At 66.3% G+C, this 18,528-nt stretch carries 15 protein-coding genes; all 15 read left to right on the top strand.

Annotated elements, in window-relative coordinates:
* Positions 1-191: 191 nt before the first annotated feature.
* The 15 genes from GFY24_RS28130 to GFY24_RS28060 all read left to right on the top strand — a co-directional run bounded on the left by GFY24_RS28130 (position 192) and on the right by GFY24_RS28060 (position 18,474).
* Positions 192-1,379 carry an LLM class flavin-dependent oxidoreductase gene (locus GFY24_RS28130; protein WP_153808133.1) on the top strand — a complete coding sequence of 396 codons (1,188 nt, stop codon included), beginning with the start codon at positions 192-194 and terminating at the stop codon, positions 1,377-1,379.
* Positions 1,376-2,566 carry an acyl-CoA dehydrogenase family protein gene (locus GFY24_RS28125; RefSeq protein WP_309231440.1) on the top strand — a complete coding sequence of 397 codons (1,191 nt, stop codon included), beginning with the start codon at positions 1,376-1,378 and terminating at the stop codon, positions 2,564-2,566. The genes GFY24_RS28130 and GFY24_RS28125 overlap by 4 nt, the downstream gene beginning before the upstream one ends.
* Entirely contained in the window at positions 2,563-4,254 is a 1,692-nt protein-coding gene (locus GFY24_RS28120; RefSeq protein WP_153808132.1) for an ABC transporter substrate-binding protein, read from the top strand. Before GFY24_RS28125 ends, GFY24_RS28120 begins: the two co-directional genes overlap by 4 nt.
* A complete protein-coding gene (locus tag GFY24_RS28115; protein ID WP_309231439.1) occupies positions 4,251-5,207 on the top strand; it encodes an ABC transporter permease in 957 nt (318 codons plus the stop codon). The genes GFY24_RS28120 and GFY24_RS28115 overlap by 4 nt, the downstream gene beginning before the upstream one ends.
* Before the next feature lies 1 nt (position 5,208).
* A complete protein-coding gene (locus GFY24_RS28110) occupies positions 5,209-6,135 on the top strand; it encodes an ABC transporter permease (RefSeq protein ID WP_153808130.1) in 927 nt (308 codons plus the stop codon).
* Positions 6,132-7,832 carry an ABC transporter ATP-binding protein gene (locus GFY24_RS28105; RefSeq protein WP_153808129.1) on the top strand — a complete coding sequence of 567 codons (1,701 nt, stop codon included), beginning with the start codon at positions 6,132-6,134 and terminating at the stop codon, positions 7,830-7,832. Before GFY24_RS28110 ends, GFY24_RS28105 begins: the two co-directional genes overlap by 4 nt.
* Complete coding sequence (locus GFY24_RS43455; protein ID WP_309231438.1) at positions 7,829-8,566, top strand: DUF1684 domain-containing protein; 738 nt, start codon at positions 7,829-7,831, stop codon at positions 8,564-8,566. Before GFY24_RS28105 ends, GFY24_RS43455 begins: the two co-directional genes overlap by 4 nt.
* Positions 8,563-9,597 carry a ketopantoate reductase family protein gene (locus tag GFY24_RS28095; RefSeq protein ID WP_153808128.1) on the top strand — a complete coding sequence of 345 codons (1,035 nt, stop codon included), beginning with the start codon at positions 8,563-8,565 and terminating at the stop codon, positions 9,595-9,597. Before GFY24_RS43455 ends, GFY24_RS28095 begins: the two co-directional genes overlap by 4 nt.
* A gap of 350 nt (positions 9,598-9,947) precedes the next feature.
* Positions 9,948-11,642, top strand: coding sequence for an ABC transporter substrate-binding protein (locus GFY24_RS28090; RefSeq protein WP_194853045.1), 1,695 nt, complete (start codon positions 9,948-9,950; stop codon positions 11,640-11,642).
* A complete protein-coding gene (locus tag GFY24_RS28085; RefSeq protein ID WP_153808126.1) occupies positions 11,627-12,586 on the top strand; it encodes an ABC transporter permease in 960 nt (319 codons plus the stop codon). Before GFY24_RS28090 ends, GFY24_RS28085 begins: the two co-directional genes overlap by 16 nt.
* On the top strand, positions 12,583-13,449 hold the full coding sequence (locus tag GFY24_RS28080) for an ABC transporter permease (RefSeq protein WP_153808125.1): 867 nt from the start codon (positions 12,583-12,585) through the stop codon (positions 13,447-13,449). The genes GFY24_RS28085 and GFY24_RS28080 overlap by 4 nt, the downstream gene beginning before the upstream one ends.
* A complete protein-coding gene (locus GFY24_RS28075; protein ID WP_153808124.1) occupies positions 13,446-15,278 on the top strand; it encodes an ABC transporter ATP-binding protein in 1,833 nt (610 codons plus the stop codon). The genes GFY24_RS28080 and GFY24_RS28075 overlap by 4 nt, the downstream gene beginning before the upstream one ends.
* Positions 15,275-16,051, top strand: coding sequence for an SDR family NAD(P)-dependent oxidoreductase (locus GFY24_RS28070; RefSeq protein ID WP_153808123.1), 777 nt, complete (start codon positions 15,275-15,277; stop codon positions 16,049-16,051). The genes GFY24_RS28075 and GFY24_RS28070 overlap by 4 nt, the downstream gene beginning before the upstream one ends.
* 61 nt (positions 16,052-16,112) lie before the next feature.
* On the top strand, positions 16,113-16,535 hold the full coding sequence (locus GFY24_RS28065) for an ester cyclase (RefSeq protein WP_153808122.1): 423 nt from the start codon (positions 16,113-16,115) through the stop codon (positions 16,533-16,535).
* A gap of 532 nt (positions 16,536-17,067) precedes the next feature.
* On the top strand, positions 17,068-18,474 hold the full coding sequence (locus tag GFY24_RS28060; protein WP_153808121.1) for a hypothetical protein: 1,407 nt from the start codon (positions 17,068-17,070) through the stop codon (positions 18,472-18,474).
* Positions 18,475-18,528: the final 54 nt, after the last annotated feature.

Genomic DNA, 18,528 nt, shown 5'->3' with positions numbered 1-18,528 from the left:
TGATCCAACTAGGCTTCGACGCTTTTGTGTACCGTTCGAATCTGCGAGATCGAAATGGGTCGAGTGTATTTCGACTATCGGTTGCTATCGGCAATACGAACTGAAATCCATGAAAAGAACTCTGGTTTCGACCCACCTGTGCTCCTTAGCATGGCCGAAATACATCGAGCGCCGTCTCCGAGAGGAATTTCATGACTGCCGATCCTGCCGCGGATGCCGTGCCCGCCACTGCGGCCACCGAGGTCGAATTCATCAGCCTCACCCATACCAATGCCTCGACCGAGCTCACGCCGATCCCGTCCCGGGGGATCGACCTGCCATTCGTGCGGCGGTATGTGCGAACACTCGAGGATGCCGGATTCGACGCCACCCTGCTGCCGTACGGCTCGTCCTCGGCGGACTCGTTCGTCCTCGCATCGGCCGTCGGGCAGCTGAGCGAGCGGCTCAAGCCGATTGTGGCGGTCCGCCCGAATACGGTGTTCCCGACGGTAGCGGCGCAGCAGCTGGCCACCCTGGACCAGCTGACCGAGGGCCGCGCGGTGGTACACCTGATCTCCGGTGGCAGCGATGCCGAGCAGGCACGCCAGGGCGATTACCTCTCCAAGGCCGAAAGGTATTCGCGCACCGGCGAATTCGTGGACGTGCTGCGTCGGTCGTGGACCGAGACACAGCCGTTCTCCCATGCCGGCGAGCACTACCGATTCGACAACTTCGGGCCCGGATTCCCGCCGTACGCCGCAGCCATTCCGATTTCCATCGGCGGGCAGTCCGATGCCGCCTTCGAGATCGGCGGTCGCCAGGCCGATATCTTCTCCTTCTGGGGAGAACCGCTGGCCGACATCGCCGCTCAGATCGAGCGCGTACACGGTATTGCCGAGGCGGCCGGGCGCAGCGACCGGCCGCGTATCTGGGTGACCTTCCGTCCCATTATCGATCGCACCGACGAGCTGGCCTGGGCGAAGGCGCACGACTATGTCGATCGCATCTCCCGCACCTTCGAGACCGGCGCCTTCCGCAACGCGAGCAAGGCCACGCCACAGAATGTCGGGTCGCAGCGCGCACTGGAATTCGCTGAGCGCCAGGAGATCTACGATCGCGCACTGTGGACCCGGACAGCGGCCGCCACCAACGGCCAGGGCGCGTCGACGGCACTGGTCGGCAGCCCGGAGACGGTGGCAGCGGCCATTCTGGACTACATCGACCTCGGCGCGAGCCTGGTATCGATCCGCGGATACGACACCCTCAACGACGTCATCGACTACGGGCGCTATGTGCTGCCCCTGGTTCGGCAGGAGCTCGAACACCGTAAGGCCACCGGTCGGCGCGGGACCCTGCAGGGCGAGCATCCGGGCGCACTGACCACGGCCGGTCGCTCGTGACCACCGCGGCCCGCACCCTCGTGGTTCCGGACACCTCCCCCGCCGCGCTCGCGGCTCTGACCGCCGAAATCGCCGCCACGGCGGCCACATACGATCGCAGTGGCGCCGTGCCGGAGGCCGGGCTGCTTGCGGCGCAACGCGGCGGCTATCTCACCGCCACGGTGGCCGCGCGCTACGGCGGCCCTGAACTGGGTCACAGCGATGTGGTGCGCATCCTGGTCGCGATCGGCGAGGGTGATCCGTCGGTGGCGCTACTGGCCGCCAACAACCTGGGTGCGCATCTGGCGCAGGCGGCCGCCGGACACTGGCCCACGGAGCTCTACGCGGACCTGGTTCGCCGGTCTGCCGAACAGCCAACGCTGGTCAACGCGGTGCGCGCCGAGCCCGAACTGGGTGCGCCCGCCCGAGGCGGCCTGCCCGCGACAATTGCCCGACGCACCGAGAACGGGTGGATTCTCGATGGGCACAAAACATTCGCCACCGGCGGCACCGCTCTGGCCTACCACCTGGTGTGGGTACTGACCGATGAATCTCCAGCCCGGGTGGGACATCTCATCGTTCCGGCCGAGGCCGACGGCATCACCTGGCACGACACCTGGGATCACCTCGGGCTGCGCGCGTCCAATACCCACGACGTCAGCTACTCGAATGTCGCAGTGCCGCTGGAGAATTTCTCCGAGATTCCATTCCAGAACGGCGTCTACCGCGACCCGGCAGTCGCGACCGGGCCCGCCTCCTTCGGGCACGCCGCACTGTATGTGGGTGTAGCGCGCGCCGCCCGCGCCGCCTTCGCCGAGTACGCGCGCACCCGCGTGCCGACCGCGCTCGGCAAACCCATCGCCGAGACCGAGCGCATCCAGGTTGTAGCCGGTGAGATCGACACGCAGATTGTGCAGGCCGAGACCCTGCTGTACGGCACACTGCACCGGCTCACCGCCGGTGAACCAGAAGTGGCGCAACAACTGTCGGCAGTGAAGGTGCTCATCGCACGGTCGGTGATCGCGGCGGTACAGACCGCTGTGGCCGCGCTCGGCAACGCCGCGCTGACCCGGCATCACCCGCTCGAACGCCATCTGCGCGATGTGCTGTGTGTGCGCGTGCACCCGCCCCAGGAGGACGCGGCCCTGCTCAGCGCAGGCCGGTCACTGCTTGTTCCGGACCTACCCCGAGGAATCACCCCGCGATGACCACCACCAACCGTAGTACCCACGCCGCACGCAAGACCGGAAGGCGTTGCGCCGCAGCCGTTGCCGCTGCGATGACCCTGCTGGTCAGCGCCTGCGGCAGCAACAGCGGTACGGCCAGCGGGCCGTCCGGCGAGGGTAAGGACCCGGTGCGCGGCGGCACCCTCAGTATCGCGTTCTGGCCGGACAATGCGGCCTTCCCCTGCATCGACCCCTTCCAGACCTACTGGATCGAACACCGCTCGCTGATCCGCAATTTCGCTGATTCACTGACCGATCAGAACCCCGATACCGGAGAGATCGTGCCGTGGCTGGCCACCGCCTGGCAGATCAGCGCCGACGGCCTCGATTACACCTTCACCCTGCGTGACGGAGTGACCTTCGCCGACGGCGCGCCGCTGGACGCGGCGGCGGTGAAAACCAACTTCGACGGCTTCCTCGATGCCGCTCACACCTCGAACGGCACCGCCTACGGCACGAGTTATATTGTGGGACTGGAATCGACTCAGGCGATCGACGCCAAGACGGTCCGCTTTCACTTCAACCGGCCGAACGCCTCCTTCCTGCAGGCGACCTCGACCACCAACCTGGCGCTGCTGTCCCCGGCCTCCTTCCAGAAGACACCACAGCAGCGCTGCCTCGGCGATGTAGTCGGCTCGGGGGCGTTCAAACTCGACAATTACACGCCGGGACAGGGTGTTTCGCTCAGTCGCCGTACCGGCTACCGCTGGTCGTCGCCCTTCAACAAGAACAAGGGTGACGCGTACCTGGACAAGATCCAGGCCAGCTATGTCGCCGAGAACGGTGTACGCACCGGCAACCTGGTCAGCGGGCAGATCGATATCGCGTGGCCGCGCAACCCGTTCACGGTGGAGGACCGCGACCTCATCGGCCGCTCGGGCGCGTACCTGCGCTCGCGCCCGCTGCCCGGCGTCTCCTACACCCTGTATCCGAATGTGAGCGACGGTCATCCGCTGGCCGACGATAATGTGCGCCAGGCGCTGCACCACGCGGTCGACCTGAAGACCTTCGCCGCAACGACTTTCGGGTCGGACTACCCGGTGGTCGGCGGACCGTTCGACAGCACCACGCCGTACTATGCCGCCCAGAGCGGCAAGCTCGCCTACGACCCGGAACAGGCCGCGAGCATTCTGGATGCGGCTGGTTGGAAACTCGCACCCGGCGACCAGTACCGCGCAAAGGACGGCAAGCGGCTGACACTCGTCTGGCCGATCGCCCCGGGCACCACGGGTTCGGAGCTCTTCCAGGACCAGTTGCGCAAGGTGGGCATCGAATTGCAGCTGAAGACGATCACGGCGGCCGAGCGCAATGCGGTCATCAGCGGCGGTCAGTACGACCTGCTCGATACCTACTTCACCCGCGCCGATCCCGGTGCGCTGCAGTTCATCCTGGTGGAGGCGCTGGCCAATTCGAAGGCGCTGGCACACAACGCACAGAAGCCGGACACCGCCGCGCGGGTCGCCGACCTCTTCAGTCGCGCCGTACAGTCGACGGATTCGGCTGCCCGCCAGCAGATCTACACCGAATTGCAGGGTGTGCTGATCGACGCCGGGGTCACCTTCCCGCTCTTCGAACGCGTGCAGTACGCCGGAATTCGTAACCATGTCAACGGTTTCCGCTTCACCTCCGAAGCCTTCATAGATCTGGACGACGTCTGGATCCAGCCGTGATTCGCTACCTCGCCGGCCGGATCGCGCAGGCGGTCGGCGTGCTCTGGGCGGCGTTCACGGTCACCTTCGTGGTGCTGTATCTGCTGCCCAGTGATCCGGTGTCGATCCAACTCGGTGCCGCCGGTATCGAAACCGATTCGCTGACGCCGGCGCAGTTGACCGCCGCCAAGGCGAAGTACGGGCTGGACCGGCCGGTGCTGGACCAGTACTTTTCTTCGCTGACCGGCGCGCTGCACGGCGATTTCGGCACCTCGATCGCCAAACAGGCTCCGGTGAGCCAGCTGATCGCCGAACGGATCGGCGGCACACTGACACTCAGCCTGCTCGCCGGTGTACTCGCGGTGCTGCTCGGCACCACGATCGCCTATCTCGCCGCCTTCGTGCGCATCCGACCATTGCGAGTCCTACTGGACCGCGCGCCGGCGATCGGTGTCGCGGTGCCCTCGTTCCTGGTGGGGCTCGTGCTCATCCAGTACTTCTCGTTCGATCTGGGCTGGCTGCCTTCCTCCGGCTCCGGCAACTGGAAGTACCTGGTACTGCCGGTGATCACCATGTCACTGCCCGGTGCGGCGCAGCTGGCACAGGTGCTCGGGCGCAGCTTCCAGGAGACCCTGCGAGAGCCGTACATCGTGACCGCGCGGGCCAAGGGACTCTCGCGCGCGACGGTCCAGTTGCGACACGCCTTCCGCAATGCCGCCCTGCCCGCGCTGACCATTATCGGAGTTCTGGTGGGTCTGACCGTGACCAGCGCGATCGTGGTCGAAACCATGTTCAACCGCAACGGAATCGGCCGGCTGGCTCAGGAATCGGTACTGGCCAAGGACGTTCCGGTGGTGCAGGCGATCGTCGTGATCGCCGCCGCCGGATTCGTGTTGATCAATCTGATCGTCGATCTGCTCTATCCACTGCTGGATCCCCGCATTGCCCACCCCGCGCACGCAGAGGTGAATTGACATGGTGCAGAGCCTGATTACCGTTTCGGGCGGCGCGAACGCTCAGATACCCGCCCAGACCTTCGACGAGGACGCGGCCCTGGCCGGCCCGATCTCCGAGGGCGGAGTCCGCACTCACTCACGGTCCCGGCTGCTGGCTCGGCGTCCTGGTTTCGTGGTGGCGAGCCTGCTGATCGCCTTCGTCATCCTGGCGGCGTTCGCGCCCGCCCTGTTCACCGGCCACGACCCATACGCCACCGCCCCGGCCGAGCGCCTGCGATCACCCAGCGCCGCACACCTTTTCGGCACCGACGACCTGGGACGCGATCTATGGACCCGCACGCTGTACGGGGCCGATCTCACCGTCAAGGCCGCGCTCATCGCCATTGCCATCGGATTATGCGCGGGACTGCTACTCGGGGTGGTCTCCGGCTTCCTCGGCGGATTCTTCGACGCACTGATCATGCGGATCGTCGATGTGCAGCTGGCGATTCCGGGAATGCTGCTGGCCCTGGCCATTGTCACCGCGCTCGGCTTCGGCACCATTCCGGTCGCAATCGCGGTAGGCGTCGCGACGGTGCCGGGCTTCGCGCGCACCGCACGCGCGGAGGTACTGCGGGTGAAGACACTGCCGTATGTGGAGGCAGCACGCGCCGGCGGCGGATCGTGGCCGCGGGTGCTGATCCGGCATGTATTGCCGAACTCCTGGGGTTCGGTGCTGTCGCTGGCGGTGCTGGACTTCGGCACGGCAATCATTGCCGTGGCCGCCCTGAGCTTCCTCGGCTTCGGTGCGGCACCGCCACGGGCGGAGTGGGGGTCGCTGGTGGCCGGTGGGCGCAGTTTCCTGGTCACCGCGCCGTGGGTGTCGTTACTGCCCGGTGTGATGGTGGCGGCAACAGTATTGGCGCTCAACCACATCGCACAGACGCTACGGGAGGTAGGGCGATGACCCGGGCCACTACCGCCGAGCGTGAGCGCACCGGCACACCGATCGTCGAAATCGACAGTCTCGCAGTGGGTTATCTCCAATCGGGCATCGTCGAACCAGCGGTGCACAGCGTCACGCTCGCAGTGCGGCCCGGTGAAATCGTCGCGCTGGTCGGTGAATCCGGTTCCGGCAAGTCCACGACCGCACACGCCGTGATCGGCCTGCTGCCCGACAGCGCGCGAATCACCGGTGGATCGATCCGGGTCGGCGGCGTCGATCTCGTCGGAGCTCGCGAGCGACTGGTGCGCTCGCTGCGCGGGTCGACCATCGGACTGATCCCACAGGATCCGATGCTCGGCCTCAACCCCACCCAGCGGATCGGCGCACAGGTCGCCGAGGCGGTGCGCCTGCGCGGCCTCCGGGGTGCGGCGGCGGATGCCGAGGTGCTCGACCTGCTGCGCCAGGCCGGGCTGGACGATCCGGAGCAGCGCCTGCATCGTTACCCCCACGAATTGTCCGGCGGTCAGCGGCAGCGGGTACTGATCGCGATCGCGCTGGCCGGTCGGCCCGAGTTGATCATCGCCGATGAGCCGACCAGCGCACTGGACGTGACCGTGCAAGCGCGCATTCTCGATCATCTCGAATCGCTGGTGCGCGAGAGCGGTATCGCGCTGCTGATCATCACCCATGATCTGGCCATCGCCGCGGACCGCGCCGACCGGGTAGCGGTAATGCGGCACGGCAGGATCGTCGAATCCGGCACGCCCACAGAGATTCTCGTCGACTCCGAGAACGCTTACACCCGGCGGCTGATCGCGGTGGCGCCCGCGCTCGCACACGAGGGTGCGGTCCGGCCACGCTTCCAGCTCTCGGCACAGGAGGCCCTGGAGGGTGAACCGATCCTCGAACTCGACTCGGTGACAAAGCAATTCCGGGCGCCACGTGGCAGCCGGGGACAGCGCGTGACCGCACTGGACAACGTATCGGTGCGCGTCGCGGCCGGGCGCACGCACGCCGTGGTGGGCGAATCTGGTTCCGGGAAGACCACCATGCTGCGCATCGCCATGGGTCTGGAAACACCCACCTCCGGCTCGGTGCGGTTCGACGGCAGTGATATCGCGGGATTGTCCTGGCGGCGATTACGGCCACTGCGGCGACGGTTTCAACTGGTGCACCAGAATCCGTTCTCCTCGCTCGATCCGCGATTCACAGTGCGCGACAGCATTATCGAGCCGCTGGTGTCCTTCGGGATCGGCAGCCGCGCCGAGCGGCACGCCCGCGCCGCCGAACTACTGGACCAGGTGGCGCTGCCCCGCACCGCACTGAACCGGCTGCCCGGGGAACTCTCCGGCGGACAGCGGCAGCGGGTCGCCATCGCCCGGGCGCTATCGCTGCAGCCGGATCTGGTGCTGCTCGACGAACCGGTCTCAGCACTGGACGTTTCGGTACAGGCGCAGATCCTGCAGCTGCTGCTCGACCTGCAGCAGCGGCTCGGCCTGGCCTATCTGTTCGTCTCGCACGATCTGGCCGTGGTGGCACAGATCGCGCACACCGTGTCGGTGTTCGACAAGGGCACGGTCGTCGAATCCGGCTCCGTCGCCGATGTTTTCGGCAATCCCGCACATTTGTCCACCCAGCGGCTCATCGCCGCGATACCGGGCCGCCGGGCGCTGTCCGGCCACCCACCATCCGATCTCACTGAAAGGGATATCCCGTGAGCGCAACAACCGACACCTGGGTGGCCGACTGGCAACAGTGGCATACCGACCGCGCTGCCGAAGCGACGGCCGTATACGGCATTGCCGCCGCGTCCGGCACGCACTGGCTGAGCGAAACCCCGCTAACCATCGCGGGTGTGCCCGGCAGCTGGGTCGCCGAGGCGGGGCGGGCCGTCGGCGACGGCCCCGGCCTGCACCTCGAACTCGCGCCCGGCGAACGGCACCAGAGCGGAGAGCTGCTGCTGCAACCCCTGATTCGCGCCGGAGCGGTCGCGTTGCGCGTCTTCGACCCACAGGCGTCCACCCGGACCACCTTGCAGGGGATCGGCGCATTCGACCCGGACCCGGCCTGGGTGATCGATGGCATTGTCGAAACTACCTCGGCGGCCCTGAAACTGGATCATGTCGACGGCTTCGTGAGCGATAACGACGGTGTGAGCATCAGGCTGACGATCAACGGCCGGGAAGTGGTGCTGTGGGGCACCGCGACTCCGGCCGGAGGTATCCAGATCACCTTCGCCGACACAACCAATGGCGCGGAGACACAACGGTTCCGGTTCCTGACCGTCGCCGCCCCGGATGCGCAGGGCCGCGTCGTCGCGGACTTCAACCGCGCCTACCTGCCACCCTGCACCTTCTCCGACCACTACCTGTGCCCGCTGCCGCCGGCCTCGAATCGACTGGACTTCCCGGTGCGCGCCGGTGAAACCCGTCTGCTGCGGGCGGATCGATGACCCGCTACGTCATTGTCGGCGCGGGCGCCGTCGGAGCGAGCCTGGCCGTCGAACTCGGCGACCGAGGTCACGACATTCTGCTGATCGCCCGGGGGGCGACTCTGGAACACCTGGCGCGGCAACCACTTTCCTATCATTCCCAGACCGGGCACCGCGAGGTCCGGCTACCGGTCGCGGCACTGGGTGACGACCTGGGACTGCGGCTCGGGGATATCGTCGTCTTCACGGTGAAATCCCAGGATCTGCCCGAAGTCGCCGCCGCTCTCGCCTGGCGGGATGTAACGGACGAGCAGGGCCGCATCCGCGGTGTGGCAGCCGATTTGGTGCCGGTGGTCACCGCGCAGAACGGCCTGGACGCCGAACGCTCGGCGGCCCGCTGGTTCGATACAGTGCTCGGCGCGGTATTCCTGATCTCGGCCCAGCACATCCGCACCGGCGAGGTGCGCGTCGGCGGGTCCCCGTACGTGGGTGGTGTCATCGCCGGTGTCGCCAGCGCCGTCTCACCCTCCGCCGCCGAGCAGCCACTGAAGACCTTCACCACAGACCTGCAGGCCGCGAACTTCCGAGCCGAAGCCGTAGCCGATATTCGCGCCTACAAGGCGGCGAAGATTCTGTTCAGCGTGAACAACGGAGTCGCGGTCTTCGCCGGCGACCGAACTCTCAAAGACGCGGTCAGCGCGGCCCTGACCGCAGAAGCCGAAGCCGTCCTCGCAGCAGCGGGCATCACCCACCACCACGCCACCAACTTGATCCCCGACCCTGCCCAGGAGAACTTCACTGAACGCTCCGGCGTAATCCCCGGCAGATCCTCCACTTGGCAGAGCTTCGCCCGCGGCACCTCCACCAACGAGGTCGACTACCTCAATGGCGAAGTCGCCCTCCTCGCCCGCCTCCACAACGTCCCCGCACCGCTGAACACCCGCCTCCAGCAACTGCTGGGCCAAGCCACCCGATCCGGCGGTGGCACCGACCTCCCCGGCCTGGAAACCGTCGCCGCCCTTGTCCTACCCACCGCCCCCGATCTCTCCTGATTCCGGAGGGCGCCCGTATGCACGGGAGGAGCGAGCAGGAGCCCCAGGATCGGCGCGGACGGGTCGATATTTTCCCACGGCACCGTCTATGCCGAATCCATTTAAATCACCATGATTCGGTCTCATCGATAAAGTTATCCAATCACTATCGATAGCGAATCCTGAATTCCAATGGGATTGAGTCCGGCAGGGCGGATATTCGAATTCCGTTGCGCCGCAATCATTGACAACCAGGAATGGCGCATGCTGAAGTCGTAATGGTCACCGCTTGGCGATCCGGAGTCGAATCGCCGACGGACCTCTCACGCGTGCCGGACACGCGGTTATCCCCTTTTCCGAGAACAGGTGCCATGTCTTCAGAGAATGAAACATCGCGTCCGGTCCGCCGTGCGCGCAGCCGGCTGGGGCGCACTCGTCGGCTGTGGCTCGTCACGGGCGTCGCGGTGGCGGTGGTCGTGGCGGCGAGCGTCGCGGTCGCCGTGACGAAATCCAGCTCGGACAGCGCGGCCGCCGATACCCCGACCCATCAGGGCACGCTCACCTATGGCGTTGCGGGCACCCAGGTTTCGCTGGATCCGGCGGTCGCCGCCACGGCGGTGACGAGCGTGATCAACCGCAATATTTTCGACTCGCTGGTGGTCCAGACCGGCCCGGATACCTTCGCGCCCTGGCTGGCCACGGCATGGACCATCTCTCCGGACGGAACGACCTATACCTTCACTCTGCGCGATGGCGTCACCTTCCAGGATGACACTCCATTCGACGCCGCTGCGGTTCGAGGCACACTCGATCACGTCGTGGACCCGAAGACGAAGTCCGCGTACGCCGCTTCGCTGATCAGCCCGTACCAGGAGACCCGGATCGTCAGCGGCCGCGTCGTCGAGATTGTGTTGAAGCAGCCGTTCACGCCGCTGCTGCAAGCACTTTCGACGCCGAGTCTGGGTATTCAGAGTCCGAAGGCGCTGGCCGAGCCCGCCGCGAACTATCGGCCGGTGGGCACCGGGCCGTTCGCGTTCGAGCGGTGGGAGCAGGGCCATCGGGAGACACTCGTCCGAAACCCGAAGTACACCTCACCGCCCGAGGGCGCGGCGCATACGGGCGTCGCGTATCTGGACCGGCTGGTATTCGAGTTCGTCGCCGAGGACGCGACCCGCTACGGCGCGCTGACCAGTGGTCAATTGCAGGGTATCGCGGGTGTGCCGCCGGTCTCCGCGGCACAGCTCGCCGACCTGTCGGGATTCGCGCTGTACAGCACCGAAACCCCCGGCCTCAACTACAACGTGTACCTGAACCAAACACGGGGCCCACTAAAGGATTCCGCCGTGCGGCGCGCCCTGTCGGCCGCGGTCGATATCCCGGCACTGGTGAAGAACGTCTACTTCGGCCGCTACCCGGTCGCCGACAATCCGCTCAGCCCGACCACGGCGGCCTACGATCCGTCCGCGCGGGACGAGCTCGCCTCATATCAGCCCGAGACCGCCAAACGCCTACTCGACCAGGCGGGTTGGGACCATCTCGACGGTGACGGCTATCGCGTCAAAGACGGAAATCGACTGTCGCTGGTGTGGCCCTATTGGCCCGACGGCACCAAGGAACAGCGCGAGGTGATCGCGGAAGGTATTGCGGCCCAGGCGCGTTCGGCCGGTATCGAGATTCTGCGGCCCACGGTGGATACCGGAACCTATGTCGACAAGTACCTGATCGGTGGCGCGTACGACATCGTCGACGTCAGTTTCGCGCGCCCGACCCCCGATGTCCTGCGTTTCGCGTTCTTCTCCACCAATACCTACGCGAAGGCGGGCGGCAATGTGGCCCTGGTGAATTCGCCACAGATCGATACCTGGGTGACCGATGCCGCGGCCACCACCGATCCGAAACAGGCCGCGAAAGCGTATTCGTCGGTGCAGCACGACGTGTTGAAGCAGGCGTACATCATTCCCGTCTACACCCCGGTCAGCCTGACCGGATTCGCGAAGTCCGTGCACGGCATCACCTTCGACGCACAGACCTACCCCAGGTTCTACGACGCATGGCTCGCCTCCTGATCCGGGTGCCGGAGCCGCTGCGATGGCTGGCCGGTCGCCTGGTGCTCGCGCTGGTGGTCATGTGGGGCGCCGCCACGATCACCTTCGCCGGTCTGCTGCTGATTCCCGGCGACCCGGCGCGCGCCGTCGCGGGTGGGGTGGCAGCGACCGCTTCACCCGAGGTGCTCGCCCGCATCCGGTCCGAATACGGTTTCGACGATCCGATTCTCGTGCGGTATCCGCGTTTTCTCGGTCGACTGTTGCGCGGTGATCTCGGGGTGTCGTATCAGCAGCATCGATCGGTGCTCTCGATCATCACCGAACAGCTGTGGCCCACAATCACTCTCGCGGTCGGGGGGATGACGCTCGGCCTGCTGCTGGCGGTCGGTCTCGCGCTGGTGACCGCGGACCGGCCCCGGCCGCGGGCAATCGCCCAGACCGCGGAGTTCGTGGCCCTGTCGATGCCGACCTTCTGGATCGGCTTTCTGCTGCTGGCCCTGTTCTCATTCCATTGGCATGTGTTTCCGGTGCTGGGCAATAACGGGATCGCCGCGCTGGTACTGCCGGTGATCACCCTGGCGATCGCCGTCACCGGCGTCCTGTCCCAGGTCGCGCGCGAGGGTATCGAACAGGCACTCGACCAGCCCTTCTCGCTCACCGTCCGAGCCCGGGGCGCGACCGAGACCCGCGTACGCGTCCGGCACGCGCTGCGACATGCGGCCCTGCCGGTATTGACACTGTCGGGCTGGATGTTCGGGAATCTGCTCGGCGGCGTCGTAGTGGTCGAAACGGTATTCGCCCGGCAGGGTTTGGGGCAGGTCCTGGTCACCGCGGTACGGGGGCGCGACTACCCCGTCGTGACCGGCGTCGTATTGCTGACCGCCGGGACGTTCTCGGTGATCAGCATCGGACTCGATGTGCTGTACCGAATCGTCGATCCACGTATCCGGGAGGTCGCCCGATGAGTACCGATATCACGGCGGCGACGCCGGAGACGCTGGCGCGCACCACATCTCGGCGCATCCCGCCGATCGGGACAGCCGTCGCCGGTGTGGTCCTGGCCGCCATCGCGCTGGCCGCTCTCGCGCCCGGCCTGATCGCCGGTTCACCGGATGCGATCGATCCCGCCGTCGCATTGCGCCCGCCCGGTGGCGCACACCTTTTCGGCACCGACTGGCTCGGACGCGACGTGTACGCGCGGGTGGTGCACGGCACCCGCGCGTCACTGCTGGTGGGGATCGGGTCCACCGCGCTGGCCTGTGTCGTCGGCACGCTCTGGGGCCTCGCGGCCGGTCTGGGCGGGCGGATCGCCGATCAGGTGGCGATGCGGGCCGCCGATATCTTCCTGTCCTTTCCGGCCATCCTGATGGCACTGCTGGTGGTCGCCATTCTCGGCCCCGGCACCGGCAATGTGACGATCGCGGTGACGGTCGCTCTCGCCCCCGGATTCGCTCGCATGGTGCGGATACGTACGCTGCTGGTGCGCCAGTTCGCCTATGTTCGTGCGGCATTGGATCTGGGCATCGCACCATGGCGAGTCGCCGTGCGGCATATCGCGCCGAATGTGCTGCTCCCGCTCGGCGTACTGATCGTGATCAATATCGGCACCGCGATCATTATCGGGGCGTCGCTGAGCTTCCTGGGCCTGGGATCGGCGGAAGCGTCTGTCCCGGAATGGGGTTCGATGCTCGCGCAATCGCGCAACTACCTCTCCGCCGCGTGGACCCTGGCGCTGTTCCCCGGCCTCGCCGTCACGCTGACGGTGCTGACGGTCAGTGTGCTCGGGCGCACCCTGCGCGCCGCGGCCGAGGGGCGGTCACCACAATGACCTCGCCGTTGCTGAACGTACGAAATCTCTCGGTCGAATTCGGTTCCGGCACAGCACCCGCGGTGCGCGATGTGAGCCTGCAGCTGGCTCCGGGACGATGCTTGGCGCTGGTCGGTGAATCGGGCTCGGGTAAGAGCGTGACCGCGCGAGCGCTGCTCGGCCTGGCCGGGGCCGGAGCGCGAGTCAGCGCCGATGAATTGTCCTTCGACGGCACCGACCTGCGGCGGCTGCCGGATCGGCAGTGGCGCGGAATCCGTGGTAGGCGAATCGGTTTCGTGCTCCAGGACGCGCTCACCTCACTCGACCCGCTGCGCCGGATCGGGCACGAGGTGGCCGAACCACTCCAGATCCATCGACTGGTGACCCCCGATGACCTCGATGACACGGTGCTCGAACTACTTGCGGCCGTCGGCATTCCCAATCCCGACGATCGGTTGTTGCAGTACCCGCATGAGCTCTCCGGTGGATTGCGGCAGCGGGTGCTCATCGCGTCGGCGATCGCGGCCCGGCCCGAACTGCTCATTGCCGATGAGCCGACGACCGCGCTGGATGTCACCGTGCAGGCGCAGATCCTGCGCCTGCTGGACGCGCGGCGCGCGGCCGGAACCGCGATATTGCTCATCTCCCATGATCTCGCGGTCGTGGCCGGGACCGCCGACACCGTCGCGGTCATGCACGCGGGCGTGATCGTCGAACAGAGCAGTGCGGCACAGCTTTTCGACGCACCGGCGCATCCCTACACGGTGGAGCTGCTGGCGGCCGCACCACGGGCCGACGGACCGGCCCGGCGCGCGGTCACAGCCAATTGGGCACCGGCCGCTGAAACCGGCTGCCCCTTCGCGACCCGCTGCCCGCTCGTCGAGGATCGATGCCGCGAAATCCTGCCCCCGCTCACCGAATTCGGCGACGATCATGCCGTCCGGTGCATTCATCCCGGTGAGCATGTGGCCGCGGAGCGTCCCGCGCGGTCGGCGGCCACCGTGACTCCGTCCGGGCATCCGCCACTGCTCGAATTCACCGACGTCTCACACGAATACCGCCTTCCGAACGGTAAACGCCAGACCACCGTGGACGGGGTGTCACTCGTCTTGGAACGTGGCGAAACACTGGGGATCGTTGGGGAATCCGGTTCCGGGAAAAGCACATTGGCACGATTAGCGCTCGCCCACCTCACCCCGCTGACCGGTTCCGTCCGATTCGACGGCGGACCGTGGAGCGAACTCCGCGAGCGGGCTCGCCGCGCGTCCCGGCCGCGAATCCAGCTCATCGATCAGGACCCGCTCAGCGCGTTCGATCCCCGCTACACGGTCGAGCGAATCGTCGGCGAAGCACTGCACCGGCTGCCTTCCGCCGAGGCACGCGCGGCACGGGCCGCCGAACTGCTCGATGCCGTCGGACTCGATCCGATACTGGCCGCCCGCCGTCCCACCCAGCTCTCCGGCGGCCAGCGCCAGCGCGTGGCCATCGCCCGAGCACTGGCCACCGGACCCGATCTCCTCGTCGCCGACGAACCGGTGTCCGCACTCGATGTCACGATCCAGGCCCAGATTCTGGACCTGTTCGAGCAGGTGCAGCGCGATACCGGAGCCGCACTGCTGTTCATCTCGCACGACCTCGCGGTCGTCCGGCAATTGTGCGATCGGGTGGCCGTCACCCAGCACGGCCGGATTGTCGAAACCGGCCGCGCCGAGGACATATTCGACAATCCGCAGCATCCGTACACCCGGCAATTGCTCGCCGCCATGCCGCGCGTTCCCGCATCGCGTTCGCTCGTGCCAGCCCTGGCCGAGCCGGCCTCCGTCGATCCGCTTCCGAAAGGTATTTCATGACCGAGCCCTCCCCCGCCGATGACCGCCGCGTCGCGATCGTCACCGGAGCAGCTTCCGGTATCGGCCGCGCCACCGCGCAATTGTTCGCCGAACGCGGGGATCATGTCGTCGCCGTGGATATTTCCGAACGCGGCCTTGCCGATCTAGGCGATGGCATCGTCACCCTGTCCGGCGATGTCTCCGGCGAAGAGGTGAATCGGGCGGCCGTCGATACGGCGCTGAGCCGCTTCGGCCGCCTGGACACCGTGGTCCTCAATGCCGGGACCGGTGGCACCCCGCCATTGGAATCTCGCGGCGCGGTCGATTCGGCGGACCGGATCTTCGGGGTCAACCTGCGCGGGCCGATCCACGGACTCAAGGCTGCGATTCCGGCACTGCGCAAATCCCGCGGCTCGGCGGTGTTCACCTCATCGGTGGCCGGATTGCGCGGCGATCCGGGGAACTGGGCCTATAACGCGTCCAAGGGCGCGCTGATCAATCTCGTCCGCGCTTTCGCGATCGACTATGCGGCACAGGGCATCCGGATCAACGCGCTGGCCCCCGGACTCACACGGACCGGTATCACCGCCAATGTGCATCAGGACCCCGGACTGCTGGCCGCCATCGAACGCCGGATCCCGCTCGGGCGCTTCGCGGAACCCCGCGAGCAGGCCGAGGCGATCTGGTTCCTCGCCTCCCCCGCCGCCGGTTACATCACCGGTACCACCCTCGTGGTCGACGGCGGGCTGGACGCCAACCTCGGCATCTTGCCGCTGCCCGGTCAGTCGCTCTGATCGGCTCCCGCACCACCCCGCATCGGGGTGACCCGTATCCGAACCACCAGAAGGAGAGCATATGACCACCGCGATCGAAACCAATAAGGCTGTCGCACGGCGCTTCTACACCGAGGTGATCACCGAGGGCAATCTCGCCCTACTGGACGACATCATCGCCGATGACGGGCGCGACTCCGCGGTCCCGGCCGGAAACATCAAGGGCCGTGAGGGTTTCGTCGAACACATCACCTGGCTGCGCGCCAATGTCGAAGGCGTCACCGCCATTGTCACCGACACCGTCGCCGAGGACGACCGAGTCGTCGTCTACTGGACCATCGAGGGCATCCAGCGCGGTGTGATCTTCGGTGCGCCCAATAGCGGCAGGCGCTTCTTCGGTGAGAGCATCAGTACCATCCGGTTCCAGGACGGCCGCATCACCGAATACGCGGTGCTGCCCGATCGCCTCGGCATCATCGCCCAGCTGACCGGCGCTTCTGTCTGAAAGTCGCTATAGCGAAGGGCCCGCTCGCAATCCGTGGATTGCGAGCGGCCCTTTTCACGCGCGGCCGGTGTGCTCGGTGAATAGCTGCGCCAGGGCGGCGCCTGGTGGGATCGCTGGTCATGGCGTCCCTTCAGCGAGCGGCGGAGTGTCCACGGTGGGGTAGAGCTCCTGGTTCGCCCCTCAGCGCACGCTCCTTGTCCGCCCGCGGCGTGAGGCTGTCGCCGATGGCACTCCAGACCTCGCCGTTCTTCGGGCGGCCTGGATCGTCCCGAAGTCCTCGTCAGCTCGCCGAATTCAGCCGATTCACAGCCGACTTCAGCCGCACTCGGCCGATCGCTGCCCGAGTTCAGGCGACCGGGGTGACCGCCCTCGTCCTCGCCGCTGGAATGGAAACCAGCGGCACAACGCGAGGAGGACGCAATGTGGAGAGAGATCGGGATGACCGTTCGTGCAGCAATGACCGACTGGGGCACCACAGCGCGCTTCTGCGTTCTGATCGCCGCCCTGACGCTGGCCGCTGTGGTGATCGTCTGTGCGTAAGCACCCGGTGAAGAGCGGCGGCAGTGCAAAATTGGGCGCAATGTGCGCCGGGAGGGAGGCATGCGTGATGGTCAATGATGCACAGCGTGCGGTCCAGCAGTTCGCTGATGATCTCAAAGACCTTCGCACCTACGCCGGAATGCCAAGTTTCGAGCGGATGTCGATCCTTTCGAAGCGGCAGGATGCAGGTTCGGAAGTGAAAGCGATCCCGCTGCCGAATTCGACCGCGTCGGACGCTATTCGAGGCAAGCGGCTACCTTCTGCCGCGACCGTGCTGGCTTTCGTCGGTGCGTGCCGCAGGGCCGCCACCGAAGACGGATTGATTGTCGATCCGGCCCGCTTCGATCCGGTTCTGTGGCACCGAGGATGGGCGAGGACCCGAGTCCTGCGCGACGCAAGCACGACCGAGGGAACCTCGACGGTGAACGCTCTTGCCGACGCTGTCAGCAGCTCCGATTCGGTACTACCCGCCGCAGACGAAGCCTCCGAGTCCGAACGCTCACGCTTCGTGCGAGAGCTGACGGCGCACATCGAACAATCCGGGGAGAACTACAGCCGCGAGATCCAGCAGATCCGCGCATTGCCGCCGCCCCGCCGATCCCACGAGGAAGCGATCAAACTCGAAGCCGCCCTGGACGATCTGAGTCTGCTACTGGACGAGTACATCCCGCCGCCCTCTCCGCAGCCACGCAACACTCTCACTTTCGCGAATACCTACTTCGAAGCAGCATCGGTTGGTGCCGTCGAAGCTCTCTCTCGTGATCCGGATATCGATCTCGTAGCGGCGGTCCGGGCTCGCGAATCCAAGGCGCACGATCCGCCGAAGGCGCTGGTCGGATACCTCACTGCGCTCTTGGCCGCAGAAGTCGAGTTCCGCGCAAGCCAGTTGACCTACACCCAGAAGGTTCTGCTAGCCAACGTCTACGAGCGAATCGGAACGTCGATGCTCGTCGAGTTCGAGCTCTACATCCACGCTATGTTCGCGCTCAATCGCGCCATCGTCCTCTACCGCCAAACCGACGACTTCGACGCCCAAGATAGGTGCGGGCTTTCGAGCGCACGGGCACGGCACAAGACACTGCCGCCGGGTCTGCGGCGGGCTGTCTCGAGCGCGCTCGACCTCCTGTGCTGCTACGGCTATCGGCCATTCAGGATGCTCGGTTGGCTGGCCCTGCAGATAGTCGCCTCCACCCTCGCACTCCGCATCGTCACGGACATATCGACGAGTCTGGTCCTCTACACCGGTATCGCGAACTGCTTCAGCCCTCTAGGCCTAGGTGACTTGGCAGGATTCGGGCAAGGAGCACGGGCCATACTTGTGACCGAATCCAGCCTGGGAACCTTGACGGTCCTGCTGTTCGTAGTCTTTCTCAGCAGACGAATCGTTCAGGTTCGATAACAGTCGGGTCAGACATCAGTACTACATCCCCGACGACGCCTTGGCCACATCCTT

Origin of the sequence: Nocardia sp. SYP-A9097 (assembly GCF_009649815.1) — a bacterium.
Lineage (GTDB): Bacteria > Actinomycetota > Actinomycetes > Mycobacteriales > Mycobacteriaceae > Nocardia.
This window is presented reverse-complemented; position numbering and strand designations above follow the sequence as displayed.

Excerpts from the sequence above, each read along its gene's own strand:
- GFY24_RS28130 (WP_153808133.1), top strand. The coding sequence starts at position 192 with ATGACTGCCGATCCTGCCGCGGATGCCGTGCCCGCCACTGCGGCCACC.
- GFY24_RS28120 (WP_153808132.1), top strand. The coding sequence starts at position 2,563 with ATGACCACCACCAACCGTAGTACCCACGCCGCACGCAAGACCGGAAGG.
- GFY24_RS28110 (WP_153808130.1), top strand. The coding sequence starts at position 5,209 with ATGGTGCAGAGCCTGATTACCGTTTCGGGCGGCGCGAACGCTCAGATA.
- GFY24_RS28105 (WP_153808129.1), top strand. The coding sequence starts at position 6,132 with ATGACCCGGGCCACTACCGCCGAGCGTGAGCGCACCGGCACACCGATC.
- GFY24_RS28095 (WP_153808128.1), top strand. The coding sequence starts at position 8,563 with ATGACCCGCTACGTCATTGTCGGCGCGGGCGCCGTCGGAGCGAGCCTG.
- GFY24_RS28090 (WP_194853045.1), top strand. The coding sequence starts at position 9,948 with ATGTCTTCAGAGAATGAAACATCGCGTCCGGTCCGCCGTGCGCGCAGC.
- GFY24_RS28085 (WP_153808126.1), top strand. The coding sequence starts at position 11,627 with ATGGCTCGCCTCCTGATCCGGGTGCCGGAGCCGCTGCGATGGCTGGCC.
- GFY24_RS28080 (WP_153808125.1), top strand. The coding sequence starts at position 12,583 with ATGAGTACCGATATCACGGCGGCGACGCCGGAGACGCTGGCGCGCACC.
- GFY24_RS28075 (WP_153808124.1), top strand. The coding sequence starts at position 13,446 with ATGACCTCGCCGTTGCTGAACGTACGAAATCTCTCGGTCGAATTCGGT.
- GFY24_RS28070 (WP_153808123.1), top strand. The coding sequence starts at position 15,275 with ATGACCGAGCCCTCCCCCGCCGATGACCGCCGCGTCGCGATCGTCACC.
- GFY24_RS28065 (WP_153808122.1), top strand. The coding sequence starts at position 16,113 with ATGACCACCGCGATCGAAACCAATAAGGCTGTCGCACGGCGCTTCTAC.